Genomic DNA, 26,329 nt, shown 5'->3' with positions numbered 1-26,329 from the left:
CTCAGCCCTTGCGCAGCCAGGCGAGATAGCCGGCGAGGAACTGCGTCATGAACTCGCTGGAGAGGTAGTAGAGCAGGATCAGTGCGCCGAACATCACGAAGGGCGTGGCGATGAAGTAGACCGGGATCGTCGGCGTCAGCTTGTTCACGAAACCGGCGGCAAGGTTCACCGCCACGGCGTAGATGATGAAGGGCGCGGCGATCCGCAGGGCCAGGGAGAAGGCCTCACCGATCTGGTCGGCGATCCGCACCAGCGCCGTCTGGGTGCCGAAGCCCTCGCCCGGCGGGATGCGCGAATAGGAATCGACCAGTCCGCGCAGCAGCTCCCAGTGCAGGTCGGCGGCGAACATCAGCGCGATCGCGCTGAACACGATGAGCGACTCGACCGCGGGGATCGCGTCCGTGCCCTCGACCGGCGTGCCCGGCATCGAGCCGAATCCGACCATGGTCGAGACCGCGTTCATCACCGTCTCCAGGACGAAGACGAAGATGCGTCCGAGCAGGCCGATGAGGAGCCCCGTCACCGACTCGCTGGCGATCCAGACGAGGGATTCCGTCGGTGCCTGACCCGGAAGCCGGCCCTGGAACAGCGGCAGCAGCAGCGGCGTGACGGCGAGCGAGACGCCGCCGGCGATCAACAGGCGCACCTGCGCCGGCACGCGCGGGCTTGAGAAGCCGGGCACGATCAGCAGGCAGCCGCCAATGCGGCAGAAGATCAGGAAGGTGGCGAGGAAGGCGTCGCCGCCGAATAGGCTGGTGACGCCCGGAATCACGAGATGGTGCCCAGCGACTTGATCTCGACGCCGCGGGCGATCTCCAGATGCGAGAGGACGGGCAGCGTCGGGTAGATGCGCTCGATGATCATCCGCACGTAGGGCCGCGCGTCGGGGGCGGTGACGAGGGCGAAGCCGTGGACCTGCCGCATCCGCTCGCGGATCGCCTCGCCGGCTTCCGCGCCGAACTGCTCGACGAGACGCGGATCGATGTCGAACTCGATGACCTCGCCCTTGGCGTCGCGCTTCAGGCTCTGGTGGAAGGTGAGGTCCCAGTTGGCGCCGAGCCGCAGCACGTGCAGCACCCCGTCCTCGGCGAGGTCGCCGCAGATCTGCTGGGCGACGCGCATGCGCACGTGCTCGGCGATCTGCTCGGCGCGGCGGGCATGCGGGGTGATCTCGGCCACCGCCTCCAGGATCAGGTGCAGGTTGCGGATCGAGACCCGCTCGGAGAGCAGCAGCTTCAGCACCGCCTGAAGGCCGGAATGCGAGATCTGCGAGGGACAGATCTCGTCGATCAGCCGCTTGTATTCGGGGTCGAGCCGGTCGAGCAGCGCCCGCATGTCCTTGTAGGAGAGGAACTGGGGCAGGTTGTTGCGGATCACCTCGGAGAGGTGGGTCAGCAGCACCGAGGCGCCGTCGATCGCCTCGAAGCCGGAGCGGCGGATCTCGCCGGCATAGGCGTCGACGATCCACAGCGCCTTCATGCCGAAGGCCGGCTCGCGCACTTCTTCCGCCGGCACGTCGGGGCGCGGCCCGTCGCCGACGACGACGAGCAGCTCGCCCGGCCGCATCTCCTGCGTCGCGGCGACCGTGCCGTGGATGCGGATCTGGTAGGTCTTGGGCGGCAGGTTGAGGCTGTCGGTGAGCTTGATGTCGGGGACGACGAAGCCGTACTGGCGCGCGAACTTGCGGCGCATCTTGGCCACGCGATGGTGCAGCTCGGCGTGGCTGCCCTGGATCTGCGCGGCGACCTGACGGCCGAGGCAGAGTTCGATCTCCGGCGTGCGCAGCTGCTCCTTGACCGAATCCTTGACCTCGGCCTGCTTGACCTCCTCCTCGCGCTTGGCCTTCGCCGCGGCGAGGGCGGCCTGGGCGGCGCGGCGCTTCGGGATGGTGATGGCGACGAAGCCCATCAGGCCCGAGAGTGCGACGAAGGGCAGGAACGGCAGTCCCGGGACGACCGCGAACATCAGCATCAGGGCCGCGGCGACGAGGAGCGCACGGGGATAGGCGCTGAGCTGGCCGAGCACGGCCTCTTCCGCCGCGCCGCGGGTGCCGCCCTTGGAAACGAGGAGGCCGGCGGCGAGCGAGACGATCAGCGCCGGGATCTGCGAGACGAGGCCGTCGCCCACCGACAGCTTGACGAACACGTCCGCGGCCTGGCCGAGCGGCATGCCGTGGCGCGTCGTGCCGATGATGACGCCGCCGAACACGTTGACGGCGATGACGATGAGCGAGGCCACCGCCTCGCCGCGCACGAATTTCGAGGCGCCGTCCATCGAACCGAAGAACGCGCTCTCCTCCTCCAGCTCCCGGCGGCGGCGCTGCGCCTCCTTGTCGTCGATCAGCCCGGCATTGAGATCGGCGTCGATCGCCATCTGCTTGCCGGGGATGGCGTCGAGGGTGAAGCGGGCGCCGACCTCGGCGATACGGGTCGCGCCCTTGGTGATGACGAGGAAGTTGACCGTGATCAGGATCACGAAGACGACGATTCCGATCACGAAATCGCCGCTCATCACGAATTGCGAGAAGCCCTGGATGACGTGGCCGGCGGCGTCCACGCCCTTCTGGCCGTTGGCCAGGATAAGCCGCGTCGTGGCGATGCCGAGCGCCAGCCGCAGCAGCGTCGCGATCAGCAGCACGGTGGGAAAGGCGGAGAATTCGAGCGGCTTCTGAATCCAGAGCGCCACCATCAGGATCAACACCGAGAGCGCGATCGAGAAAGCGAGCCCGACATCGATCAGCACTGCCGGAACCGGCAGGAACAGCACCGCCAGGATCGCGACGATGCCGGCGGCGAACCCGAAGTCGCGCCGCGACCGCTTTTCCAGGACGAGCGCTTCGCTCACCGCCATGACGTGGACCGTTCCCCTCAAGTGGCAGCGCTTGTGAACCGGCATGCTTGCGCGGAGATGGAGCGGCAGCCTCGTCGGAGGAATCGCACGATACAACCGTTGCGGTCACACGGAGGGCGTTAGCCGGCTGCCGCCGGGCACCATCGAACGGCAGGACCCCACCCGGGGCGGCAGGCTGAGCGGAGATTATCCAGCATCTTCAACGATCCGGCGCCTCACGCGAAGTTTTGACCAGTCACGGAGTTTTTATCCTTTGATAAGGTGTTTCTCGCAAGGGTGGTGCGACGGGGGCTGACTCGCTCGTCTTAAGCAAGCCCTGGAGCGGCACATGCGAATATTAGACAATGCGCGACTGATCTTCAAAGCAGCCGCACCCATTATCCTTGCTATTTCAGTATCAATCGGGCTGATTTTCTACGCCTATACGACGATTAGCGGCCTGTCCGTGCAGATGAGGCAGATCGTCGATGTTCAAGTCAAGCGGCTCGAAGGCATGCTGTCGCTGCGAGTCTATGCCAACGAAGCCAGTATCGTGATCCGCAACATCATCCTTGAGACGCGCCAAGCGGAAATGGACGGCTATAAGAAGCGATATGACGCGGCCGTCGTGGCGCAGTCGAAGATCGTGGGTCAGCTGCTTGCCCTGTCCGACGGCCCCGAGCGGCGAAGGGCGAATGAGGAGATTCGTGAGATCTCCGAGACCCTGCGCTCCGCCAATGATCGCGTCATCCAACTCGGTCTCAAGAACGAGAACGAAGCGGCGACGAAGGTCCTGTTCAACGATGCATCAGTGGCCCGTGCCAAGCTGCGCGACGTCATCCAATCGCGGATCGATCTGCTGACGGCGGAACTCGCCGAGGCGCGGGACGGGGCCGAGCAGGCCGCGAGCCGGTCGAGCATGATCCTCAGCATCGCGTCGGCGATCGGCATCCTCGCCACCCTGTTTCTCGCGGGCATCATCACGATTTTCGGCATTACCCGACCTCTGGCGAGCCTCGTCGCCGTGCTTCAGCGCATGGCCCAGGGGGAGATCGATGCGACGATCCGCGAGGCGGCGCGGGGCGACGAGATCGGCGCGGTCGGCCGGGCAGTCGAGGGGATCAAGACGATGGTCGCGCAGAAGGCGGCGGAGCAGGCCGAGATGCGCCGCATCGCCGACGAGGCCGCCGCTGCCGAGCGCCGCCGCACCATGATCGAACTTGCCGACGGCTTCGAGCGCGCGGTCGGCGGTATCGTCGGCCGGGTGTCGTCCTCGGCGACCGAGCTTCAGGCCACCGCGCAGCAGATGTCCTCGACCGCCACGGAGACGGCGAACCAGTCGGGCACCGTCGCCGCGGCGGCGGAAGAGGCGGCGAGCAATGTCGGCACCGTGGCGGCCGCGGCCGAGGAGCTCGGCGCCTCCGTCCAGGAGATCGGACGGCAGGTCCAGGGTTCCGCCGGGCTCGCGCAGAACGCCGTCGCTGAGGCGGACCAGACCGGACAGCTCGTGCGCGAACTCAGCCGCACCTCCGCCCGTATCGGCGACATGGTGAGCATGATCTCCAACATCGCCTCGCAGACGAACCTGCTCGCCCTCAACGCCACGATCGAGGCGGCGCGCGCGGGCGAGGCGGGACGCGGCTTCGCCGTCGTGGCGACGGAGGTGAAGGAACTCGCCAGCCAGACCGCCCGCGTGACGGAGGAGATCGCCGGCCAGATCGGTGAGATCCAGGGCGTCACCGAACGCGCCGTCTCGGCCATCGGTTCGATCACCGGGCGCATCGGCGAGATCAACGCCGTCGCCGCGACCATCGCGGCCGCGGTCGAGCAGCAGGGCGCGGCCACCCAGGAGATCGTGCGCAACGTCGCCCAGGCCTCGACCGGGACGACCGAGGTGACCCGCAACGTCGTGGGACTGGCGCAGGCCTCCGAGGAGGCCGGGGCGGCGGCGAGTCAGGTGCTCGCGGCGGCCTCCGAGCTGTCGCGCGAGTCGGAGCACCTCACCGGTGAGGTCGATCGCTTCCTTGCCACCGTCCGGGCGGCCTGATCTCGCTCCGCGCAGGCCGCGGAGCGAATCCGAAAGACGGCGGACCGGGGAACCGCGATGTCGCACCCCTCCCGATCGATGTCGCTGTCATATTCAACCGGTGACAGCGGCCTGTTCACTGTTAAGCGACGCATGGCAGGCCATCGTGCGACGTGCTGCCAAGTGGCAACACCGGTGCTAGGATCCGATCGCAGAAGCTTTTGTCCTTCCCAAGGTCAAGGCTCTCGCGAGGGACCGGGCGGTCAAGTCTCGACAGCTTCCTCCGCCCGGTCCCGCCTCGTTTTCCCGTCCTCGAGCCTTCCGGCCCCAGGCCGGCCTGTGTGGGAGAAGGCGGAGACCGCCCCGGGCGTCAGAACCCCGTTGCGATCCGCCCGTAGGTCATCTCGGCGAACGCGTAGATCTGCGAGCCGACGAAGGTGCCGGTCACCAGCATCACCAGCAGGATCGCGACGATCTTCGGGACGAAGGTGAGCGTCACCTCCTGAACCTGCGTCAGCGCCTGCAGCAGGGCGACCGCGATGCCGACCAGCATCGCCGCGCCGACCGAGGGACCGGCGGCGGCCAGCACCGTCCAGATCGCGGAGCGGACGAGTTCGAGGGCGTCGACCTCGTTCATGATGGTATCTTTGGATGGCGCATCGCCGTGGTCCGACAGCCGGAGCCCGTCTTCCGGAACGACGCGCTAGCTGATCGAGATGCCGGAGGCGAGCAGCATTTCACGACCGTCGGTGAGCTTGGCGACGACGCCGTCGCCGGTGACCCGCACCGATTGCACGGTGCCGGTCGTCAGCCCGTCCGCCGAGGTGAGGGTCCGCCCGATAATCGCGTCGGCCTGGTTCAGGAAGCTGGAGGTCAGCAGCGAATCGAGCTTCTGGTTGGTCTTGGTGGCCTGCTCGACCTGCGAGAACGTGGCGAGCTGGCCGACATACTCCGTCGAGTCCATCGGCTTCGTCGGATCCTGGTTCTGAAGCTGCGCCATCAGCAGCTGCAGGAAGGTGTCGGCGTTCATCTTGGCGGCGACTGACGTCGCCGCCTTCGCCGCCGCGGCAGTGGTGGTGCCGGTCGTCGCGCCGGTGCTGGTGACGTCCATGAGCGTTCAGGCCTTGTCGGAGGGGAGTGCCGGCCGGGCCCGCGGCGGGGACCGACGGCGGGGGCCGGATCGGGTCGGCGGAACGAGGGCGGCGGGCGGGACCTCGGGGAGGGGGCCCGCGGCGCCGAGCAGTTCGGCCTCGGCCGGGTAGAGACCGCGGATCAGCTTGAGCGCCTCGAAGGCGCGGCCGGCCTCGACCAGGGCGTGCGCCGCCGCCAACCCGTCGCGGATGCCGGGCTCCGTGGTGGCGGCGAAGATTCCCTCCTCGATCCGGGCGTAGAGCGCCCGGGCCGCGCCGGCCTGGGTGGGCGCGATCAGCATGGTCTGGGCCGCGAAGTAGAGCTGGCGCAGCGGCGTCGTCGCCTCCTCCGCCTGGAGAACGTGACCCTCCAGCAGGAAGGTCGCGTCGTTCATCAGTTCGAGCGCGACCTTGCGGTCGACGCGCACCACCGCGCCGTTGATGTAGACGCGCTCGCCCGCTTTCAGGCTCAGATGCATGGTGCGGGCGGCACCCCGGCCGGTCTCGCGCGTCATCGTGCGTCCCTCACTGCAATCCGTCGCGGATCGAGGTGTTGACCTCGATCAGGGCCGCGAGGCTGCGCTCGGGCGAGTTCAGCACCGCCCCGGCCTCGCGCATGTTCCACAGTCCGATGGCGACGAGATCGGCGCGCAGGGCCTCCGGAAGCGCGTTCTCGGCGTCGAGAAGGTCGGCGATCAGCACGTTCCAGAGATCCTGGATCGATCCGACCGCGGCGTTCCGCTCCGAACCGGCCGCGGGTCCGCGCGCCTCGGCCGAGCGCAGCAGGCCGAGTGCCCGGTCGAACGCCGCGCGCTCGCGCTCGCGACCGAGGTCGGGCGCGTCTTCCATGATCTCGGCATAGGATAGGCGATACATCGGGGCCTACGCTCCGTACTCGGTTTCTAAAAGGATGCCGGCGTTCAGGAGATGAAGTTGATCAGGCTGAGGCTGCGCAGCTGCGCGGTCAGCCCGTAGGACATCTGCATCTGGGTCGTGATGGCGTCGACGCGGGACTTGGCCTCCGCTGGATCGACGCTCTCCAGGTCCCGGATCTGCCCGGTCAGCAGCGCGGTCTGCTTGGCCATGCGCCCGTTCGCCTCCGTGATCTGGCTCTGGGTGCGTCCGAGATCGGCCCGCATCGTCGTGAGGCTCCGGGTGGCCTTGCCGAGCAGGTCCATCACCGTGCCCGTGGCCACGGTTTGCGCCGCCTGCGACAGGTCCGACAGGCCGAGCGCCGAGGCGATGACGTAGGCCATGCCGAGCTGGCGGAACGGCTCGGCATTGGCGCTCACCGAGGTGGTGACGGTCTCGGTGAGCGAGATCTGGCTGTCGATCGTCCGGCTCGACGCTGCCGACCACGTCCGGCTCCAGTTCACCTCCGTGAACCGCCCGGTGAGCATCCCGTCGATGAAGCCCTTGATCTCGCTCGGCGTGATGCCGGACGCGGCCGGACTCCCGGGGGCGAAGCCGAAGAAGCGCGTGAAGGCGTCCTCGACCGCCGCCTTCGCGGGCGAGGTCGGGTTGCCCTCGTAGGGCGTCAGAGGGGCCGTCGCGCTGTTGGTGCCGCCGAACACGAACTGGCCGCCCGCGCTGGTGTTGAGGGCGCCGGCGAGCGCGGCGAGACGGGTGTGCGCGGATTCCGCGGCCTGGGCGCCACGCTGTTCGGCGGGCAGCGCCGTGAGTTCGTTGAGGGTCGCCTCCGCTGCGGATTGGATCTCCTGAAGCGCGCTCTGCGTGGCCTCGAGCCGGGCCGAGGCCGCGGCGTTGCTCTGGGTCAGCGAGGCGAGCACGGCGTTCTGCCCGCGCAGCCCGAAGGCTCCGGACACGCCGCCGCCGAGCGTCGCCCCGATATCGGCGAAGCGGCCGGTGCTGATCTCCTTGGTCGCGGTCGCGAGATCGGACTGAAGACGCGAGACGCCGGTGCGCGGCGCGTTCCAGAGGTTGAGGCTCGAGATGAAGCCCGTCGTCATCATGGCCGTATCACCGCACCGCGTCGAGGAGGGTCTTGAGAAGGTCGTTGACGACCGAGATGAGCTTGGCCGAGGCGCTGTAGGAGCGCTCCAGCTGCAGCGCGAGGGCGGTCTCGTCGTCGCCGTTGACGCCCGCCGTGTTCGAGAGCGCCTCGTTGGCGCGGCTCAGCAGGGTCTTCTGATAGGAGGCGTTGGTCGTCGCGTCCTTGCGCTGCGCCTCGAGCCATCCCGCGGAGGCGGCGGCAAGGTCGGTCAGGCTGGAGGCCGTGCCGAGGCCGAGCGCCGGATCGACGGGCTGCGGGGCGGAGAGCGCCGTGACGAGGTCGCGCAGGCGGCCGGAATAGGCCGCGTCCCCGGCCGCCCCGGGATCGGCGTAGTCGCTGCCGTTCATGCCGCCGCTGCGCAGCAGGGTGAGATCGCCGCCCTGGGCGGGATCGACGGCGGCGTTGATCGCGATCGCGGCCGCGAGGCCGTTGCGACCGGCGGCGGTGCCGTCGGGAAGGGTCGCGCGGGCACCCGCGGTGAACAGGCCGCTCAGCGATGCGCCGTAGGGCGGCACGGCATCCTTCTCGGCGAAGGTCCCGATCAGGCCGCCGGCCAGCGCGTCGAGCTGCGCCTCGTAGCTCAGCGCCGCCCCGTCGCGCAGGCTCGCGAGCCCGGCGATCCGCCCGGAGGCGAGCGGCATCGGCGAGGCGGACCCGGTCACCGGCACGCCGTCGATCGTCACGGTGCCCCCGACGGTGCCGGCGACGAACGTGGAGGTGGGGGAGAACGCCACCGTCCGGGGACCGCGCTCGAACAGGGTGACGCCGCCATCGGTGTAGAGCGCCATGTCGCCGCCCTCGCGATTCACGGCGGTGACGCCGATCTCGCTCGAGAGCGCGGTCAGGATGCGGTCGCGGTCGTCGAGCGCGTCGGTGGCGTCAGCGCCCAGCGCCGTCAGCTTGACGACGGCGCGGTTCGCCGCGTCGAACCGGACGAGGAGATCGTTGATGCGGTCCACCGAGTCGGCGATGCCGGCATCGGCCTCCGCCCGGGCCGCGTGGACCGTATCCGCCGCTTGGTTCAGGCTTCCGGCGAGCGCCTTGGCCGCCTCGACCGCGTCGCGGGCGAGCTGCGGGTTGTCGGGCTGGTTGGCGGCGGCCTGGAGAGCGGCCTTGAACGTCGAGAGCCGTGCGGCGGGCGCGGTCGGGTCGTCGGTGTCGCCGATGGTCTGCGCGAGCTTCGTCAGGCCGGTCAGCAGCGCGTCGCCGCGGGCGGCGTCGGACGAGGCCGCGAGCGTGCGGGCATAGAGCGCCGGATCGCCCGCGCGGGTGATCGTCACCGTGGCGCCGCCCGCGCTTCCGGCGACCAGCGACGCGATCTTGCGCGAGTAGCCGGGATCGTTCGCGCCCGCGACGTTGCGCGCGGACACGGCGATCTGGTTCGAGGTCGCGAGCAGCGAGGCGCGCGCGGTGTTGAGCGCGAGGGTGAGACCCATCGGTCGGTTCCTGGGACGCGGTACGAGACGGGTGCGCCGATGCAGGGCCGGCGCACCCGGAGGCGGCGACGTTCCTCGTCAGCGCTTCAGGTTCATCAGGGTTTCGAGCAGCTCGTTGCCGGTCATGAACACCTTGGAATTGGCGGTGTAGACCGTCTGCGACTCGATCATGGTGGTCAGCTCGGTGCTGACGTCGACGTTCGACTGTTCGAGCGCCCCGGCCTTCAGGATGCCGCGCCCGCCCTGACCGGCGAAGCCGATCTGGATGTCGCCGGACTCGGCGCTCGTCGTGAAGACGTTGCCCGCCCGGGGCGTCAGGTTGTCGGGGCTCGCCACGTCCGCCAGCGGCACCTTGAAGGCGGCCTTGCGGGTGCCGTCGGAATAGACCGCGTAGACGGTGCCGTCCTCGCCGAAGGCGGTCCCGCTCACTGCCGTCGGCGAGGAGCCGTCGGCCGTGCCGGACAGGTTGTGGTCGCCGGACAGCTGCGTGAGGCTGCCGAGGTTGACCGTGACGCTGCGGCCATTCGGTACGTTCACCACGGCCGACCCTCCGCCACTGACCTTGCCGTTGCCGTCGAAGGTCACGGTGGTCGAACCGATCGACGTGGCCGGTGCCGCGGGGTTGAAGAAGTTCACCGACCACGTGTTGGCGGAGGTCTTGGTCATCTGCACGTCGAGGGTCACCGGCTGGCCGACATTGTCGTAGACCTTCAGCGAGTTCTTCTTCGAGTAGCCGATGGCGCCGGTTGCAGTCGGATCGTAGACCGGCGTCTCGAAGGAGAGGTTGCCGCCGATCGTGGCGGTGGTGGAGGGGCGCGCCTCCTGCCCCATCACGCTGACATTGACCGGCTTGAGGTCGGCCACGCCGTTGAGAACCGGGTTCGGCGTCCCGTTGGCGAGGCTGTAGCCCATCAGGGTGAAGCCGCCGGCATTGACGAGGTTGCCGGTCTTGCCGTCGACCACGAAGTTGCCGGCCCGCGTCATGAAGGGCGCGCCGCCGGCATCGCTCACCACGAAGAAGCCGTTGCCCTGGATCGCGAGATCCTTGTCGGAATTGGTCGAGGCGATGGGCCCCCCCTCGCTCACCGAGCGGCGCAGGGTGGTCTCGACCGCGCCGGAATTGTAGTTGCCGACATCCCCGGTATCGAGCAGCAGCGACGAGAACTCGGCCGAAGTGCGCTTGTAGCCGGTGGTGCTGGCGTTCTGGATGTTCTCGGCCACCGTCGAGATGCGGTTCGACTGAGCGTTCATCCCGGAGACGCCGGTGCGGAGCACGCCGATGAGACTCATGCGGACACCTCGTTGACTTTCGAATTCGGGCGCAGTGGACACGGTGTCGCTTGCGCGGGGCTGAAGGTTCTGCGGGGCAAGGTCAGCCCCGCAGCGATTGGGCGAGTTCGAGGAAGGCGTCGCGGCTCGGGGGCTGACCGGGCTCCTGGCGCAACGCCTCGTAGATCCGCGGCACGAGGGTGACGGCCTGGTCGAGGTCGGGATCGCTGCCGGCGCGGTAGCCGCCCATCAGGCGCAGGTCCCGCGTCTCCTCGAAGCGGGCCATCATGCTTCTGAGCTTGCGCACCAGCTCGCGCTGATCGCCGGTCCAGACCTCGCCCGCGAGGCGCGAGATCGAGCCGAGGAGGTCGATCGCCGGATAGCGGCCCTGTTCGGCGATGGCGCGGTCGAGCACCACGTGGCCGTCGAGGGTGCCGCGGATCGAGTCGGCGACCGGATCGTTGTGATCGTCGCCATCGACGAGCACCGAGAAGATGCCGGTGATGGTGCCGGTGCCCTCCGCGCCGGGGCCGGCGCGTTCGAGCAGGCGCGGCAGGTCCGAGAAGACGCTCGGCGGGTAGCCGCGTGCCACCGCCGGCTCGCCGGCGGCCAGCGCCACGTCGCGGGCGGCGTGGGCGTAGCGGGTCACGGAATCGACGATGAGCAGCACGGATTCGCCGCGGTCGCGGAAGGACTCGGCCACCGCCAGCGCCACCTTCGGTGCCTGGCGGCGCATCATCGGGCTCTCGTCGCCGGTCGAGACCACGATCACGGCGCGGTCGCGCGAGGCGGCGATCGGTCCTTCGAGGAACTCGCGCACCTCGCGCCCGCGCTCGCCCACCAGCGCCACCACCACGCTGTCGAAGCCCTGCGCGCCGGCGAGCATCGCCAGCAGGGTCGACTTGCCGACGCCGGAGCCGGCGAAGATGCCGATGCGCTGGCCGGCGCAGAGCGGTGTGAACAGGTCGATCGCCCGCACGCCCGTGGGCAGCGGCGCCTTCACCCGCGCGCGGGTCATCGCCGCGGGCGGGTCTGCGTCGAGGGGCACGCTGTCGGGCCCCTCGGCGAGGGGGCCGAGGCCGTCGACGGGGCGGCCGAGGGCGTCGATCACCCGGCCCTTCCAGCGCGGGTCCGGGCGCAGCTGCGCCGGGCCGATGCGGTGGGCGCAGCTGCCGATGCCGGCCTCGATCCGGCTCTCGAACGGCTTCACGGTGGCGCCGGCGGCGTCGATGCGCACCACTTCCCCGATTTGCACCCGGCCGTCCGCGGAAAATCCCATGCGGTCGCCGAGCCGCACGAAGGCGGACACGCCCGCGACCCGCGCGGCGCTGGCGGTCACCTCGCGCACCGGTCCGCCGACGCGAACCAGCGGCAGGTCGCGGCGCCCGGCCTCCATCGCCTTCTCCAGGCGCTCGATGGCGTTCAGGGTCATCGTCGGGCTAACCCTGCGGACCCAGCGTCTTGACGGCGCCGGTGAGGGTGTTGTCGGCCTCCGACGTCATCGTCGCCGCGCTCTCGAAGGCGCGCTGGATCGCGATGAGCCGCGTCATCTCCAGGATCGGATTGACGTTGGCGCCCTCGACATAGCCCTGAACCAGGCCGATCCGGGTGAAGTCCTGCACCGGGCGGCCCGGCATGCTCGCGGCGACGGCGTTCTCGCCCGAGCGCGTCAGCGCGGCCTTCGGATCGAGGGCGAACAGGCCGAGCGCGCCAACCTGATTGACACCCTGGTAGATGCTTCCGTCGCGGCCGATCTTCGGCGGGCCGGCCTGGGGATCGAGCAGCAGGGCGCCGCCGCCGGGATCGACGACCGGCAGGCCGCCCACCGTGCGCAACTGCCCGTTGGCATCCATCGTCAGGCGGCCGTCGCGGGTGTAGAGCGTCTCGCCCTTCGGTCCCTTGACCCCGAGCCACGCATCGCCCTGGACGGCGACGTCGAGGGCGGAATCGGTCTTCGTCGTCTGGCCGGCCGCCCGCGAGATCGAGTTCTTGCCGGGTCCGACGAAGGCGACCTCGCCCCGGTTCGAGCGGGCGAGCAGTTCCGAGAAGGTCACTTCCTCCGCCCGGAAGCCGGCGGTCGCCATGTTGGCGACGTTGTTGGCGGTGGTCGTCAGACGCTTCTCGAGGGCGATCTGGCTCGACAGGGCGACGTAGAGGCTGCTCTGCATGGCGCTCAGGCTCCGATCCGCGCCGTCTGCAGGCTCTGGAGCGTTTCGGCGTCGAGGGTGCCCGTGCCGGTGAACAGGGCCAGCACGGGGGCGCTGGCGGTGTTGTTCTGCGCGTCCCAGATCGCCGCGAAGCGCCGCACGAAGGCGTCGAGCTTGGCCGGATCCCGCAGGCTCGCGATATCGATCTTCTTGGCGATCAGGTCGGCGCGCCGGGCGAGCGCCTCGCTCGTGGCCGCGCCGCTCGTCGCCGGCAGGCCGATCACCGTATTGGCGACTTGGCTCAGCGCCGCATCGCCGAGGATGTCGTAGGCGCTGGTGAGCGTCGGCGCCTTGCGGGCAAAGTAGAGGGCGAGGCGCACGCCGGTATCGGCGTCGCCGGCCTCGCTCTCCAGCGACTGGCGCAGATAGGCCTGGGTGACGGTCTGCGCCATCGCGTCCGGTCCCAGATCCGTGCCGAAGCCGACATCGGCGGCCACTCTGTCGGCGGTGGAGAGCGGCGCGTTGCGGATCGTCAGGCTGCGCTTGGCCCCGCCGGCGCTCACCAGCGTATCGGCGTTCATGCCTGAGCCGCCATAGACGCCGTCGGCGCCGAGATCGGTCAGCGCGGTTGTTTCGAAGAACAGGCTCCCGTCGGCGGCGAGACCCGCCTGGACCTTGCCCTTGAGATCGGAGGCGGCGATCTGCGCGGCCACCGCTGCCGCGATCTCGGAGGGCGTCACCTTCGACAGATCCGCCACCCGCCCGGCCAGCGTCTGCGCGTTGAGCCGGACCGTTACCGACTGCGTGGTCGCGGCGTCGATCCGGGACTCCACGACGAAGCTCGTCTCGGCCCGGCCGCTGAAATCGTAGGCGTCGGCCAGGCGCTTCGGCGCGCTGAGCGAGGCGGCACCGGCCGGCATGCCGAAGCTCGCGGGGTCGGTGCCCTGCGCGGTCAGGCCCTGACCGAAGCTGAACGCCTTCGCGAAGGTGGTATAGCGTTCGTCGGCCAGACGGTTGGCGAAGCTCGCCGCGCTGGCGGCGCCTTCGTCCAGCACCTTGCGCATGAACGCCTTGGCGTAGGTCATCTCCTCCAGGCCGTAAGCCTTCATGGCATAGGCGTAGAGACGCTGGTCGCCGAGAAGATCGTCGACCGATTTCACCCGGCCGATATTGGCCTCGTAGTAGGCGGTCTCGCGGGCGACGCTCGGCTCGGCGGCCTTCCGCCGAAGGGAGGCGGTGAGGTCCTTGGCGATCAGCCGGTAGCTGGTGAGGGTGTCGGTCACGGGCGGGCGCCTGGGCGGGAGCGCGGGAGGACCGCGGCCATCGGTTCGGCAGCGAGGGCAGGATCCGATGCCGCCTCTAGGCCGGTACGCTTGCTCCAGGCTTGCCCGCCGAGGCACGGCCGCCTGGCCGGGATACGAACCCGTGTCACGAGGCAGGCCCGATGATCGTCTCGGTCGTGATCACGACCCAGCCGGCACCGGTCCGGCGGATCGACAGGACGCGGCCCGCGCCGGGCAGGGTGCTGCCGAGCGAGACCGTGAGCCGTCCTTCGCGGCTCTCCACGGTGGCGACGCCGTCGGCGACGCCGCGCAGGGTGTAGGTGCCTGCGGAAAGGGCGGGGGGCGGCGCCGGCGGCTCCGCCGGGACCTGCGGGCCGGGAGCCACCGGGCGGTCGGGCAGCGAGCCGGTGGTGACGGGATCGAAATCGGGGTCGGCGAGGCGGCCCTGCGCCACAGTCTTCTTCCAGGCGAACGGCGCCATGCCGGCCGGAAGCACGGCCTGCACGTCGTAGCCGTGAGTGCCGGTCGAGATGGCGTAGCCGGCAAATCCGCTTGCAGTCAGAGCGAGCAGGACGAGGCCGGCCAGCACGGTGCGCTCGCCCGACGCTTCCCGGGCACGGCGGGCGACCACGCTTCCCGCCAGCGGCCGAGACGGAAGGCGTGACGCGCTGCCGGATGAGGAGCGCCGGATGGGATCGGGCGTCATGCGGATCTCGGTGGACCGGTCCCGGAGCGCCACGCACGAAAGGTATTCGTGTCGCGCTCACCGGGGCGAAAACGTTAAGGTTCACGATCCGTGTACTGTTATACTTGACGCCCGGTTAACGACGCCGCGCGAAGGGGGCGTAGCGTCTCACTCCGTCTGATCGACAGCGCTTCGAACCGTTGTTAAGCCGAAGCCCGAGTGAGCCGCCGGAGGCGAGCATGGCCGATGCGCGAGAAGCTGTTTTGCCGAAGCCGGTCACGCGGGCGGGCAGGCGGCACCGCGTCGTTCAGCAGGGACGCATCGTCCTCGGGCCCGAGCGTCTGGTCGCCTGCACGGTGCGCGACCTCTCTCCGCGGGGTGCCAAGATCCGGATCGCGCCCGAACAGGCGCTGCCGGAGACCTTTCCCCTCGTGATCGCCGCCCACGACCTGCGCACGGTGACCGCCCGGCTGTGCTGGCGGCGCGGCAACTTCGCGGGTCTCGTCTTCGAGGGCGAGCCGGTCGTTTAGAGCGCCGCCCGTCGAAGCGGTCGCCGATTCGGCGAAAGAATACGTGTCACAACAAGGACCGAGGGACGCCGGCCTGATGCCATCAGGTCGGAGACGGCTCTCGCCTCTTCTCCACAGACGTGAGGCCGACCTGTGGAGGGCGTGCGGCGGGACGGTGCCGGGCAGGCTCGCTTAATCGCTTCGTAACGGGAGGCGGCCATTGTTGGCCCATCGCGAGGCGCCTTCCGCAACCATGCGGAGCCGCCTTCGAGAAGAGGCCAGCGGGTGAACCCTCCGACGGGTTCATAGACATGATGTCGGTCCGTTGATCCGGTGCGAGTCCGGAGGTGTGATGCGCGGCGAAACGAGCCCTCAGGGGCTCGCCGCGGCCCTCTCGATAGGGCCGTGCGGCCGTACCGGTGCGAGTCCGGTCCTGAGAACCGTCCCCCCTCTTTTTGCCGGAAGTCTGACCTGTGACCAGCCTGCTCACCAACAACTCGGCGATGACCGCGCTGACGACGCTGAAAAGCATCAACAGCAACCTCGACGCTACCTCGAACCGCGTCTCGACGGGACAGCGCGTTTCCGCCGCCGCCGACAACGCTGCCTATTGGTCGATCGCGACGACGGTGCGCACCGATAACGCTGCCCTGTCGGCGGTGAAGGACTCGCTCGGTCTCGGCTCCTCGGCGGTCGACACCGCTTACAACGGCCTCAACTCCGTACTGTCGGATCTGCAGAACCTGCGCGCCAAGCTGCAGACCGCGCTGCAGCCGGGTGTCGACCGTGCGAAGGTGCAGACCGAGATCGCCGCCATCCAGAGCAAGATGAAGTCGACCGCTGATTCCTCGAACTCCAGCGGTCAGAATTGGCTTTCGGTCGACTCCACGGACACGACCACCTACCAGGGGACGCGCTCCGTCATCGCCGGCTTCTCGCGCGCCGCGAGCGGAACGATCAATTTCTCGACCGTCGACGTGCAGGTCGACGCGATCAAGCTCTACGACGTCTCTAGCTCCACCGTCGCCGTCGCCGGCACCTCCGGCGCTGTCGTGGGTACGACCTCACTGACCGGCACCGCCGCATTCCGTCCGGGCGGCGGCGTCGGTATCGCGGGCACCGCCGATTTCAGTGGCCAGAACCAGGAAGTCTTCACCCTGTCGCTCGGCGGCGGAACCCCGCCAACCGCCACGATCCGTCTCGACCAAACGACTTTGAAGTCGGCGGCTGCGAACCTGTCGAAGGTCACGACCTCCGAACTTCTCGATGCGATTAATAACCAGATCGCTGCCTCGGGGACGGGCGCGACGGGCCTTGGCGGCAAGGTGACGGCTTCGCTTGATTCGTCCGGCCGCCTGCAGTTCGTGACGACGGCCACGGGTACCGGCAACAACGCCCAGATCACGATCCAGAACCTGGCCGGCGTCACCGATACGGTCATGACGGCCCCGGCCAAGCTCGGGCTCGGCTTCGGGGTCGGTACCGCGGGCACCGATGCCCGCACCGGCACCGGCACCGCCGCCACGACCACGAGCGGCAAGGGTATCCTCGATACGGTGGACACCGCTGGAACGGGGTTCTCCGTCGCCTCGATCGACATCTCCGCCCTGACGGGAACGACCGGCGACACGAAGCTCCAGGCCCTGATCACCCAGGTCGATAAGGTGCTTGCCAAGGTGACGGATGCCGGCACCAAGCTCGGTGCCAGCAAGACCCAGATCGACGGCCAGAAGACCTTCGTCGACACGCTGATGAAGGCCAACGACCGTACCATCGGCATCCTGGTCGATGCCGACATCGAGGAGGAGTCGACCAAGCTGAAGGCGCTCCAGACCCAGCAGCAGCTCGCGGTCCAGGCGCTCTCGATCGCCAACTCCGGCAGCCAGACCGTCCTCTCGCTGTTCCGCTAAGCCGAAGGGCGGGCCCATCCCTCGCGGGCGGGCCCAACCGGACAAGCGAAAAGGCCGCGCTCACCCCGAGCGCGGCCTTTTCTTGATTCAGGAGTTTCGCGCGGGACCGTCAGCCGACGAAGGTGTAGCCGGCCATCCGCTTGGCCTCGATCGGGTCGTAGCCGAGCCGCATCCGCAGCTTCTTGCGCAGCTTGCTGATATGGCCCTCCACCACGCTCTCCTCGACGCTGGTGTCGAGGTCGCCGTAGACGGCCGTGAAGATCTGGCCCTTCGTCACCTGCCGGCCGCGGTTCTTGGCGAGGTATTCGAGGATGTGCCGCTCGCGCCGGGGCAGAATCAGGCAGGCGCCGTCGATCTCCGGGTCGCGCCCGTCGGTATAGACCTTGAGGCGGCCGGCCCGGTCCGGGGCCGGCGCCGGCTCGACGCCCCGGCCGGTGCGGCGGCGGATCGCGGTGGCGCGGGCGATGATCTCGCGGACATGGACGGGCTTGCGTACCACGTCGTCGATGCCGGCGGTGAACAGGGCCAGCGTCTGCTCCAGGGAGCGGGTCTCGTTGAGGGCGATGATCGGTGCCCGGCTGAGCGAGCGGATCGCCACGGTGCAGGAGGCGCGGTCGGCGCAGTCACCGATCAGGAAGCCGTCGATCGCCTCGACATCGATCCGGGGAGTCGCGTCGAGCCAGCCCTTCATGGATCCGACGGCCAATCCCTGCGCCCTCACGCCCTCGGCACCGAAGCCGGCAACGTAGTGATCGGTGACGCTCTGCCGCTCGTCGACAACGATATACATCGTCAATGCTCGAAGATGTGCGAGGTCATTGCGCCCGACGCGAAGGTTGTTCGCGGGTCGCCATGGCCAATTGAATTGTTAAAGGGTTGTCGAATGCTGTCGGTTGACGGCCCGCATGGTGTGTCGGCCTTCGGTCGACCCCTTCTGCCTGCCGCTCCGTCCAACATTTGACGGTTTGAGCTTTTTGGCGGGAATGGTTAACGACGCGTTAAGGCCAAGCTTGCGGGTGAGGAAACGTTAGGAGTTTGTTCGTGCCGCACCCCGGTTCGTGACGGATGTGCCACAGTGTGACCGCGCAGCCTCGTCGCGGCGCACCCCTTTCCGGGCCGAACGATCTTGACCGGCGCGCCGCCGCGGGCTCGAACGCTGGCTCGGCCCTGCCAAAGCCCCTTCCCGCCCGAGAGGAACCCCATGCCGTCGCTGTCCACCCTGTCGCCCGAGGCTTTGGCGGAGCTGCGCTCCGGCCTGCGCGGCGAGTACGAGGCCCTGAAAGCGCAGGGGCTCAAGCTCGACATGACCCGCGGCAAGCCGGCCTCCGACCAGCTCGACCTCGCCGCCGAGATGCTGGCCCTGCCGGGCAATCGCGACACCACCGCCGAGGACGGCACCGACGCGCGCAACTACGGCAACCTCCAGGGCTTGCCCGAGACCCGCGCGCTGTTCGCTCCGGTGCTGGGGGCGCCGCCCGAGCAGATCGTGATTGCCAACAATTCGAGCCTCGCGCTGATGCACGACGTGCTCGTCTACGCGCTCCTCAAGGGCGTGCCCGGCAGCGAGCGGCCGTGGTCGAAGCAGGAGCCGATCACGATCCTCTGCCCCGTGCCCGGCTACGACCGCCACTTCTTCCTCTGCGAGGGTTTCGGCATCCGCATGATCCCGATCCCGATGACGGGGGAGGGGCCGGACATGGACGCCGTCGAGCGCGAGGCGGCCGACCCGTCGGTGAAGGGCATCTGGTGCGTGCCGCAATACTCGAACCCGAGCGGCGAAACCTATTCCGATGAGACCGTGCGCCGGCTGGCCTCGCTCAAGGCTGCGGCCCCGGATTTCCGAATCCTGTGGGACAACGCCTACGCGGTGCATCACCTCACCGCGGCGCGGCCCTCGCTTCCCAACATCCTGGAGGCCTGTGCCGAGGCCGGGCATCCCGATCGGCCAATCGTGTTCGCCTCGACCTCGAAGGTGACGCTGGCGGGTGCCGGCCTCGCCATGCTCGCCGCCTCGCCCGCGAACGTGAAGTGGTATCTCGCCCAGGCCGGGCGCCGCAGCATCGGGCCGGACAAGCTGAACCAGCTCCGTCACGTCCGCTTCCTGCGCGACGCCGCCGGGATCGCCGCGCATATGGACCGTCACCGCGCCCTGATCGCCCCGAAATTCGCCGCGGTGGAGGAGGCGTTCTCCGCCCGCCTCGATGGCTGGGACGTCGCCCGCTGGAGCCGGCCGCTCGGCGGCTACTTCATCACCCTGGATGTTGCCGACGGCACGGCCTCGCAGGTGGTCCGGCTCGCGGGCGAGGCGGGGATCGCCCTGACGCCGGCCGGCGCGACGCACCCCTACGGCAAGGATCCGCACGACCGTACCCTGCGGATCGCGCCGACCTTCCCGAAGCTCGATGCCGTACGTCAGGCGGCGGAGGCGGTGGCGCTCTGCACGCTGCTTGCGGCGGTGGAGGCGCGGGCGGCGGGGTGAGGGGGAGCCGTTCTGCGCATGTGATGCTCAGGGTTTCGGTCGATCAGATTCGGATTTGACTTGGCTCCTCCCCTCTCCCCGCCGTGCGGGGGGAGGCCCGCAGGCACCTTGTCGTGCCTGCGGGAAGCGGAGGCGAAGCCGGAGCGGCGGTGAGGGGGCTTGATCGGAGGAGGCTCATCCTTCGAGGCCCTCTCACCCTCGCCTGCCGGCTCGCTCAGCCGACGACGGGGTCGGCTGAGCCCTCGCCCCGCACGGCGGGGAGAGGGGTGCGGCTCTTCCCGAAGTGATCATCCGGAGACGGCATCACACCACCACGGTGATCGCCTGCGCCGCCCGCGTCAGCCCGGTATAGAGCCAGCGCGCCCGGTGCTCGCGAAACGCGTAGGATTCGTCGAACAGGACCACCTTGTCCCATTGCGACCCTTGCGCCTTGTGGACGGTGAGCGCGTAGCCGTAGGTGAACTCGTCGGTCTCGCGGCGCAGGAAGAGCGGGATCTCTTCCTCCGAGCCCTCGATCACCTGCCGCAGGACCTTGATGTCCACCGCCCGGCGGCGCACGGCCGGGTCGTCCTCCGGCACCACGTCGAGGCGGATCGTGTCGGGGCGGGGCGGGGCGCGCAGCGCCTGAACCGTCCAGGTCGAGCCGTTGAGCAGGCCCTTGGTGCGGTCGTTTCGGAGACAGACCAGCTTCTCGCCCACCGACGGCATCGGGTCGGTATGGCCGGCGAGTTCCCGCAGGCGGTTGTTGTAGAGGCGGCGCGTGCGGTTGAGGCCGACCAGAACCTGATCGCAGTCGAGCACGTGCGCCGGATCGATGTCGCGGCGGCGGATCACCCGGCTCTCGCCGTATTCCCCGACCTCCAGCCGGCCGCCCTCGCGGATCGTCATCGCCATGCGCACGATCGGGTCGTCGGCGGCCTGGCGGTGGACGTCGGTGAGCATCACGTCGGGCTCGGCCTCGGTGAAGAAGCCGCCGCCGCGCACCGGCGGCAGCTGCGCGGGATCGCCCAGCACCAGCACCGGCTTGTCGAAGGACAGGAGGTCGTGGCCGAGATCGGAATCGACCATCGAGCACTCGTCGATGACGATGAGGTCGGCCTTGGCCGCAGGTCCCGAGCGGTTGAGGGTGAAGGTCGGACCGCCCTCGTCGCCCTCCTTGCTGCGGTAGATCAGCGAGTGGATCGTCGCCGCGTCGTGGCAGCCCTTCTGGCGCATGACGGAGGCCGCCTTGCCGGTGAAGGCGCCGTAGACGACCGGGCCGTCGATGTCGTCGGCGATGCGGCGGGCGAGCGTGGTCTTGCCGGTGCCGGCATAGCCGAACAGGCGGAAGACCTGGTCGCCGCCCTCCTTGCGCCAGCGGGCGATGGCTTTGAGCGCCGCATCCTGCTGCGGGGCGAACTGGGTGGGAACGGACTCAGACATGGCCGGACGGCCCTCAGGGCCAGCGCACCGTGGGGGGCAGCGAGGACAGGATCGAGGCGACGTTGCCGCCGGTCTTGAGGCCGAAGATGGTGCCGCGGTCGTAGAGAAGATTGAACTCGACGTAACGCCCGCGCCGCACCTGCTGCTCCTCCCGGTCGGCCTCGGTCCAGGCCTGTGCGACGTTGCGCCGGACGATCTCGGGATAGGCCTTGAGGAAGGCCCCGCCGACATCGCGGGTATAGGCCAGATCCGCTTGGTGGTCGCCGGTCCAGTGATAGTCGTAGAAGATGCCGCCGATGCCGCGGGGTTCGTTGCGGTGCTTCAAGTGGAAATACTCGTCGCACCACGCCTTGTACTTCTCGTAGTTCACCGCCGGGGCGTGCGCCTCGCAAGCCTCGCGCAGGCAGGCGTGGAAGAATTGCGTGTCGGGGTCGTCCTGGGTGCGCCGCCGGTCGAGCACGGGGGTGAGGTCGGCGCCGCCGCCGAACCACGCCTTCGTCGTCACGACGAAGCGGGTGTTCATGTGCACCGTCGGAACGTTCGGGTTCCAGGGGTGGACGATCAGCGAGATGCCGGTGGCGAAGAAGCGCGGATCTTCCGCCGCGCCCGGCATCTGCGCCCGGAATTCCGGCGCGAACTCGCCGTGCACCGTGGAGACGTGGACGCCCGCCTTCTCGAACACGCGGCCCTTGAGCATCGCCATGACGCCGCCGCCACCCGGCGCGCCGCTATGGTCGGTGCGCTGCCACGGCGTCTTTTCGAATCTTCCGGCCGCTTTCGGCGCGTCCGGATGGAACGGGCCCGTCGCCTCATCCTCCAACTGCTCCAGCGCGGCGACGATCCGGTCGCGCAGGGTGGCGAACCACCTCCCCGCCTCGCTCTTCAGCGCGGCGAGGTCGTCGGGTGAGGGGAGGGGAGAAGCCGTCGCATCGCTCATGCGAGTGGCTTTCCCACCCGAGGGACGATCCGTCAATTCGGGCTCAGAGCATCGTCTTGGATGCCGGGTCCAGGAGGATGCTCTAAACTTCTGTTGCTGCATCGTCTTTTTCCGAAAGCCGGAGGGCACCTTTCGGGACGATGCTCTAGAACTTGTAGGTCAGGCTGCCGAGGATCGTGCGCCGGGTACCGACGAAGCAGTCGCCCCGCGCGAGGCAGGTCGAGAGGTACTTGGTGTCGGCGATGTTGGAGACGTTGAGCTGGGCGCGCCAATGTGCGTCCTCCCAGCCGATCAGCGCGTCGGCGAGCGTCACGGCGGGCGTATTGAAGCTGTTGAGCGAGCCGTCGAAGGATTCGCCGATGTAGCGCACGCCGCCGCCGACGAGGAAGGAGCCGGGCACCTCCGAGAGGGTGAAGCGGTGCGTCACCCATAGCGAGGCGAGGTGCAGCGGCTGCGTCTCGACCCGCGCTCCGGCATTGTCGCCGGCGGCGTAGCGGGCATCGGTGTAGGCGTAGCTCGCGATGATGTTGGTGTCGTTGTTGATGGTGGCGATCGCCTCGATGTCGCCGCCCTGGATCTTGACCTTGCCGGTCTGGATCGAGATCGGCAGGCCGCTCGGATCGGGGGCGAGGCGGTTGCGCTCCGTCGTGTCGTAGATCGCCGCGTTGACCGCGAACCACGGCGTCGGGTTGTACTTGAAGCCACCCTCGATCTGCTCGCCCTCGATCGGCCGGCAGGCGCCGCCGGCGCAGACATTGGCGCCGAAGATCGGGGTGAACGAGGTCGCATAGGAGACGTACGGGGTCAGCCCGTTCTCGAAGGCGTACATCAGGCCGACGCGGCCTGTGGTGGCCTCGCTCGCGACGCTCTCGGCGCCGCGCGTGGCGCTGTTGACCCAATCGTGCCGCAGGGTGGCGAGCACGATCCACTGGCCGAACTTGATCTGATCCTGAAGGTACAGGCCGGTCTGGCTCTGCGACAGCGCGGTCGGCGCGCCGAGATCCGGCGGCGTCACACCGACATAGACCGGCGCGTAGAGGTCGAACGGGCGCGGATCGGTGCCGAAGCCCGTGCGCGTACTGTCCCATTGCTGGCGGAAATCGACGCCGCCGAGCACCAGGTGCGAGACCGGCCCGGTGTCGAAGCGCCCCTGCAGGTTGGTGTCGGTGGTGATCCGGTCCTTGACCGAGCTGACCCGGTAGGTGAACCGGTCGACCGTCCGGCGGGCGGGATCGAGGAACGGCGCGTTCGGCAGGTCGGCGCTCGGCGTCAGCGTGTAGACGTTGCCGTAGGCCGATTGGTACGTGCCGTCGATGTGGCTGTAGCGCAGGTTCTGTCGCAGGATCAGGCTGTCGTCGAAACGGTGCTCGAACAGGCTGGTGATCGAACTCGTCTCGGTCTCGTAGCGGTTGAAGTTCGGATCACCCGTGAAGCGGCTCAGCGGGATAAAGCCGTTGGGGCCGGCATAGAGCGAGCCTTCGCGGGGCAGGAAGGCGTCGGAGGCGCCGAACGCGTCCTTCTGGTGCAGGCCGATCAGAGTCCAGGTCGTGTCGGCGGAGGGGCGCCACGTGACCGAGGGGTTGATGACGTAGCGGTCGTTGGCGACGAAGTCGGTCTGCGCGTCGGCGAGCCGGCCGATGCCGACGAAGCGGTAGAGGAACTGCCCGTCCTCGCTCAGGCGCCCGGTGGAGTCGGTGAAGGCTTCCTTCCAGCCGTAATTGCCGAACCGGACGCCCGCCTCGGTGTAGGGCACGTCGAGGGGCCTCTTCGAAACGAGGTTGATCAGGCCGCCGACGGGGCTCGAGCCGTAGAGGGTCGAGGCGGGGCCGCGCAGCACCTCGAAGCGCGACAGCGTGTAGGGATCGGGCCGCGGCTCGTTGAAGACGTCGGGATCCTTCAGGCGCAGGCCGTCGAGGAAGATCGCCGCGTCCGAGCCGCGGATGCGCGGATAGTCGCCGCGGGTGCTCGGGCCGTAGGCCTCCGCTGCGACCCCCGCCGTGTAGCGCAGGGCCTCCTGCACGCTGGTGGCCGCCTGCTCGCGGACCTGCTGCTCGCCGACGACCGAGATGGATTGCGGCGTCTCCTTCAGCGCCGTGTCAGTCTTGGTGCCGGTGGCGCTGCGCTTGGCCACGTAGCCGGGCACGGGGCCGAAGGCGCTCTCGGCGCCCGCCCCGCCGAGGCCGGCGCCGCCACGGCCGGATCCCTCGACGCTCAAGGTCTCCAGAGTCACCGCCTCCTGCGCCAGGGCCGCGCCGGATTGGCCCAAGCCTGCCGCGCTCACCAGCAGGGCGGCTACGCCGTGACACAGACGATGACGCAACGCAGAGGACATTGAGAAAACCAACCCACCGTTCTTCGCTGAAGGCGCAGCTAGAGCAGCGGTGTCAGGCTTCGCAACACAGGCTAAATTTCTTGAAGTAGAACGATTTGAAACATGAAGCTGATCCGTGTTTACGTTCAAGAGCGAGGCATGTTCTTCGCAAGAACATGCCTCGCCGCATCTTCGAGCTTTCGTGTCTTGCTGTTGCTATTCGGTCACGCGGCCGCGCCGGGTTGAGCCTGGGCGGCCGGCTCGACCGCGGCGCCGTTGCGCAGCCCGCCGACCAAGGCGTCGAGGCTGCCCTTGCCGTCGGCAAAGCCCGCTTCGTTCAGGATCGCCCCGAGGATCGGGCTGTTGTACTGGTAGCGCAGCAGGTGGCCGGACAGGCTGTCACCGAAGCTCGCCGACGCGCCGTTGCTGCTGCCGCCCATCATGCCGCCCGCGTCGAAGATGCGGATCGAGTCGATCTTCTCCACCGCCCGCATGCTCTCGCGCAGGGCGTCCGGGATGATGCCGAGGCGTTTCAGGCCGGTCTCGTAGTTGCGCGCTTCCGCCGAGAGGGCGTTGCGGGCCTCGTTCATCACCCGCTCGCGCTCGGCTTCGGCCTGGCCGAGCTTGGCGATGGCCTCCGCCTTCGAGGCGGCGGCGGTCGCCTCGGCCTCGGCCAGCGTGGTGATGGCGTTGGCCCGGTCCTCCGCCGCGCGCCGCTCGGCCTCCGCCGTCACGGTGACGCCGGTGGCGTCCCGCTCCGCCTCGCGCTTCGCGGCGATCACCGCGATCTCGCGCTCGCGCTCCGCGATCTCCTTGGCCTTCGCCGTGGCGACGCGCTCTTCCGCGGCCACCGCCAGCGCCTCGGCGGCCTTGGCGGCGGCGCGGGCCTCCGATTCCTTCTGCGAGCGCTCGGCGATCCGGATGGCGTTATCCTGCAGCACGAGCTGGCGCTCGCGCTCGGCCTCGGCGTTGCGCTGGGCGATGGCGAGATCCGCCTCGATCCGGGCGCCCTCGGAGTTCTTGCGCGCCTCGGCCTCGCGCAGGCGCACCGCCTGCTCGCGCTCGATCCGCGCGGTCTCCTCGCTCTGCTGGGCGCGCTGCTCGGCCTGGGCGGTCTCGGCGCGGGTCTCGGCGGTCTTGTTGGCGATGTCGCGCTCCTGGGCGAGTTCGGCCTCGCGGGTGGTGCGCTTGATCTCGAGCTGCTTGAGCGCGGTCTCGCGGTCCTTCTCGGCCACCGCCACCTCGGCGTCGCGCTCGGTGGCGTTGCGCTCCTTGCGGCGCTGCTCGGTGATCTCCTTGAGCCGGGCGAGGCCTTCCGCGTCGAACGAGTTGTCGGGGTTGAAATGCTCGATCGAGGTCTGGTCGAGGCGGGTCAGCGAGGCGGATTCGAGTTCGAGGCCGTTATGGCGCAGGTCGCCCGACACTGCCTCCTGCACGCCCTTCACGAAGGCGGCGCGCTTCTCCTGCAGGTCGGGCAGCGTCATGCCGGCGGCGACCGCGCGGAGCGCATCGACGAACTTCGCCTCGATCAGTTCGCGCAGCAGCATCGCATCGTTGGTGCGGTCGCCCAGCGTCTGCGCGGCGAGCGCGATCGATTCCTCCTTGGGCTCGACCCGGACGTAGAACTCGACCGTGATGTCGGCCCGCAGCCGGTCCTTGGTGATGAGCGACTCGTTGCCCGAGCGCTTCACTTCGAGACGCAGGGTGTTGAGGTTCACCATGGCGATGGAGTGGAAGACGGGCAGCAGCACCGCGCCGCCATCGACCACGACCTTGCGCCCGCCCAGACCCGTGCGGACGAAGGCGGTGTCGCGGGTGGTGCGCCGGTAGAGCCGGCTGAACACGAAGCCGATACCGAGCAGCGCGACGACGATGATGCCGGCGATGACCAGCAGGTTGACGATGCCGGAACTGACCATGTCCATCGAGAGCGATCCTTTCG

Annotated in this window: 22 protein-coding genes; 4 read left to right on the top strand and 18 right to left on the bottom strand. The window is 69.0% G+C overall.

Features of this window, described 5'->3' with window-relative positions; all coding sequences use genetic code 11:
* Position 1: 1 nt before the first annotated feature.
* Together fliR and flhA are read right to left on the bottom strand one after the other, a co-directional pair.
* Positions 2 to 772: a flagellar biosynthesis protein FliR gene (gene fliR, locus MPPM_RS03455; RefSeq protein WP_096483862.1), complete on the bottom strand. Its 771-nt coding sequence runs from the start codon at positions 770 to 772 to the stop codon at positions 2 to 4.
* The gene (gene flhA, locus MPPM_RS03450; RefSeq protein ID WP_096483861.1) at positions 769 to 2,850 is read right to left on the bottom strand and encodes a flagellar biosynthesis protein FlhA; all 2,082 of its coding nucleotides are present in this window, start codon (positions 2,848 to 2,850) and stop codon (positions 769 to 771) included. Before flhA ends, fliR begins: the two co-directional genes overlap by 4 nt.
* 328 nt (positions 2,851 to 3,178) lie before the next feature.
* On the opposite strand from flhA, the gene MPPM_RS03445 reads away from it, so the two are divergent.
* Positions 3,179 to 4,876, top strand: a complete 1,698-nt coding sequence (locus MPPM_RS03445; RefSeq protein ID WP_096483860.1) for a methyl-accepting chemotaxis protein — start codon at positions 3,179 to 3,181, stop codon at positions 4,874 to 4,876.
* A 349-nt stretch (positions 4,877 to 5,225) separates the two neighbouring features.
* Here MPPM_RS03445 and MPPM_RS03440 read toward each other — a convergent pair whose 3' ends face one another.
* The 11 genes from MPPM_RS03440 to MPPM_RS03390 form a co-directional block, all read right to left on the bottom strand.
* Entirely contained in the window at positions 5,226 to 5,492 is a 267-nt protein-coding gene (locus tag MPPM_RS03440; RefSeq protein WP_096483859.1) for a flagellar biosynthetic protein FliQ, read from the bottom strand.
* Positions 5,493 to 5,558: 66 nt separating this feature from the next.
* The gene (gene flgD / locus MPPM_RS03435) at positions 5,559 to 5,966 is read right to left on the bottom strand and encodes a flagellar hook assembly protein FlgD (RefSeq protein WP_096483858.1); all 408 of its coding nucleotides are present in this window, start codon (positions 5,964 to 5,966) and stop codon (positions 5,559 to 5,561) included.
* A gap of 6 nt (positions 5,967 to 5,972) precedes the next feature.
* Entirely contained in the window at positions 5,973 to 6,464 is a 492-nt protein-coding gene (gene flbT / locus MPPM_RS03430; protein ID WP_432419852.1) for a flagellar biosynthesis repressor FlbT, read from the bottom strand.
* 46 nt (positions 6,465 to 6,510) lie between these two features.
* Positions 6,511 to 6,861, bottom strand: a complete 351-nt coding sequence (flaF, locus tag MPPM_RS03425; protein ID WP_096483856.1) for a flagellar biosynthesis regulator FlaF — start codon at positions 6,859 to 6,861, stop codon at positions 6,511 to 6,513.
* Between the two features lie 44 nt (positions 6,862 to 6,905).
* A complete protein-coding gene (locus MPPM_RS03420; RefSeq protein WP_096483855.1) occupies positions 6,906 to 7,958 on the bottom strand; it encodes a flagellar hook-associated family protein in 1,053 nt (350 codons plus the stop codon).
* Positions 7,959 to 7,965: 7 nt separating this feature from the next.
* Positions 7,966 to 9,435 carry a flagellar hook-associated protein FlgK gene (gene flgK, locus MPPM_RS03415; protein WP_096483854.1) on the bottom strand — a complete coding sequence of 490 codons (1,470 nt, stop codon included), beginning with the start codon at positions 9,433 to 9,435 and terminating at the stop codon, positions 7,966 to 7,968.
* Between the two features lie 78 nt (positions 9,436 to 9,513).
* Positions 9,514 to 10,725 (bottom strand): flagellar hook protein FlgE, encoded by a 1,212-nt coding sequence (locus MPPM_RS03410; protein WP_096483853.1) that lies wholly within the window; start codon positions 10,723 to 10,725, stop codon positions 9,514 to 9,516.
* 82 nt (positions 10,726 to 10,807) lie between these two features.
* Positions 10,808 to 12,136 carry a flagellar protein export ATPase FliI gene (gene fliI, locus MPPM_RS03405; RefSeq protein WP_096483852.1) on the bottom strand — a complete coding sequence of 443 codons (1,329 nt, stop codon included), beginning with the start codon at positions 12,134 to 12,136 and terminating at the stop codon, positions 10,808 to 10,810.
* Positions 12,137 to 12,143: 7 nt separating this feature from the next.
* Positions 12,144 to 12,872: a flagellar basal-body rod protein FlgF gene (gene flgF / locus MPPM_RS03400; RefSeq protein ID WP_096483851.1), complete on the bottom strand. Its 729-nt coding sequence runs from the start codon at positions 12,870 to 12,872 to the stop codon at positions 12,144 to 12,146.
* 5 nt (positions 12,873 to 12,877) lie between these two features.
* Positions 12,878 to 14,134, bottom strand: coding sequence for a DUF1217 domain-containing protein (locus MPPM_RS03395; RefSeq protein ID WP_096483850.1), 1,257 nt, complete (start codon positions 14,132 to 14,134; stop codon positions 12,878 to 12,880).
* Positions 14,135 to 14,279: 145 nt separating this feature from the next.
* On the bottom strand, positions 14,280 to 14,840 hold the full coding sequence (locus MPPM_RS03390) for a hypothetical protein (protein ID WP_096487696.1): 561 nt from the start codon (positions 14,838 to 14,840) through the stop codon (positions 14,280 to 14,282).
* A gap of 218 nt (positions 14,841 to 15,058) precedes the next feature.
* On the opposite strand from MPPM_RS03390, the gene MPPM_RS03385 reads away from it, so the two are divergent.
* A complete protein-coding gene (locus MPPM_RS03385; RefSeq protein WP_096483849.1) occupies positions 15,059 to 15,349 on the top strand; it encodes a PilZ domain-containing protein in 291 nt (96 codons plus the stop codon).
* A 452-nt stretch (positions 15,350 to 15,801) separates the two neighbouring features.
* Positions 15,802 to 17,238: a flagellin N-terminal helical domain-containing protein gene (locus tag MPPM_RS03380; RefSeq protein WP_096483848.1), complete on the top strand. Its 1,437-nt coding sequence runs from the start codon at positions 15,802 to 15,804 to the stop codon at positions 17,236 to 17,238.
* A 109-nt stretch (positions 17,239 to 17,347) separates the two neighbouring features.
* Here the strand turns inward: MPPM_RS03380 and MPPM_RS03375 are convergent, their stop codons facing one another.
* On the bottom strand, positions 17,348 to 18,028 hold the full coding sequence (locus MPPM_RS03375) for a response regulator transcription factor (RefSeq protein ID WP_096483847.1): 681 nt from the start codon (positions 18,026 to 18,028) through the stop codon (positions 17,348 to 17,350).
* Between the two features lie 411 nt (positions 18,029 to 18,439).
* On the opposite strand from MPPM_RS03375, the gene MPPM_RS03370 reads away from it, so the two are divergent.
* Positions 18,440 to 19,717: an aspartate aminotransferase type Ic gene (locus MPPM_RS03370; protein WP_096483846.1), complete on the top strand. Its 1,278-nt coding sequence runs from the start codon at positions 18,440 to 18,442 to the stop codon at positions 19,715 to 19,717.
* A 303-nt stretch (positions 19,718 to 20,020) separates the two neighbouring features.
* Here MPPM_RS03370 and MPPM_RS03365 read toward each other — a convergent pair whose 3' ends face one another.
* From MPPM_RS03365 to MPPM_RS03350, 4 genes are all read right to left on the bottom strand, one after another.
* A complete protein-coding gene (locus MPPM_RS03365; RefSeq protein ID WP_096483845.1) occupies positions 20,021 to 21,139 on the bottom strand; it encodes an ATP-dependent DNA helicase in 1,119 nt (372 codons plus the stop codon).
* Positions 21,140 to 21,152: 13 nt separating this feature from the next.
* The gene (hemF, locus tag MPPM_RS03360; protein WP_096483844.1) at positions 21,153 to 22,076 is read right to left on the bottom strand and encodes an oxygen-dependent coproporphyrinogen oxidase; all 924 of its coding nucleotides are present in this window, start codon (positions 22,074 to 22,076) and stop codon (positions 21,153 to 21,155) included.
* A 145-nt stretch (positions 22,077 to 22,221) separates the two neighbouring features.
* Complete coding sequence (locus MPPM_RS03355; protein ID WP_096483843.1) at positions 22,222 to 24,408, bottom strand: TonB-dependent siderophore receptor; 2,187 nt, start codon at positions 24,406 to 24,408, stop codon at positions 22,222 to 22,224.
* Positions 24,409 to 24,611: 203 nt separating this feature from the next.
* Entirely contained in the window at positions 24,612 to 26,312 is a 1,701-nt protein-coding gene (locus MPPM_RS03350; RefSeq protein ID WP_096483842.1) for a flotillin family protein, read from the bottom strand.
* Positions 26,313 to 26,329 lie beyond the last annotated feature (17 nt).

The organism is Methylorubrum populi, assembly GCF_002355515.1.
GTDB lineage: Bacteria > Pseudomonadota > Alphaproteobacteria > Rhizobiales > Beijerinckiaceae > Methylobacterium > Methylobacterium populi_A.
This window is presented reverse-complemented; position numbering and strand designations above follow the sequence as displayed.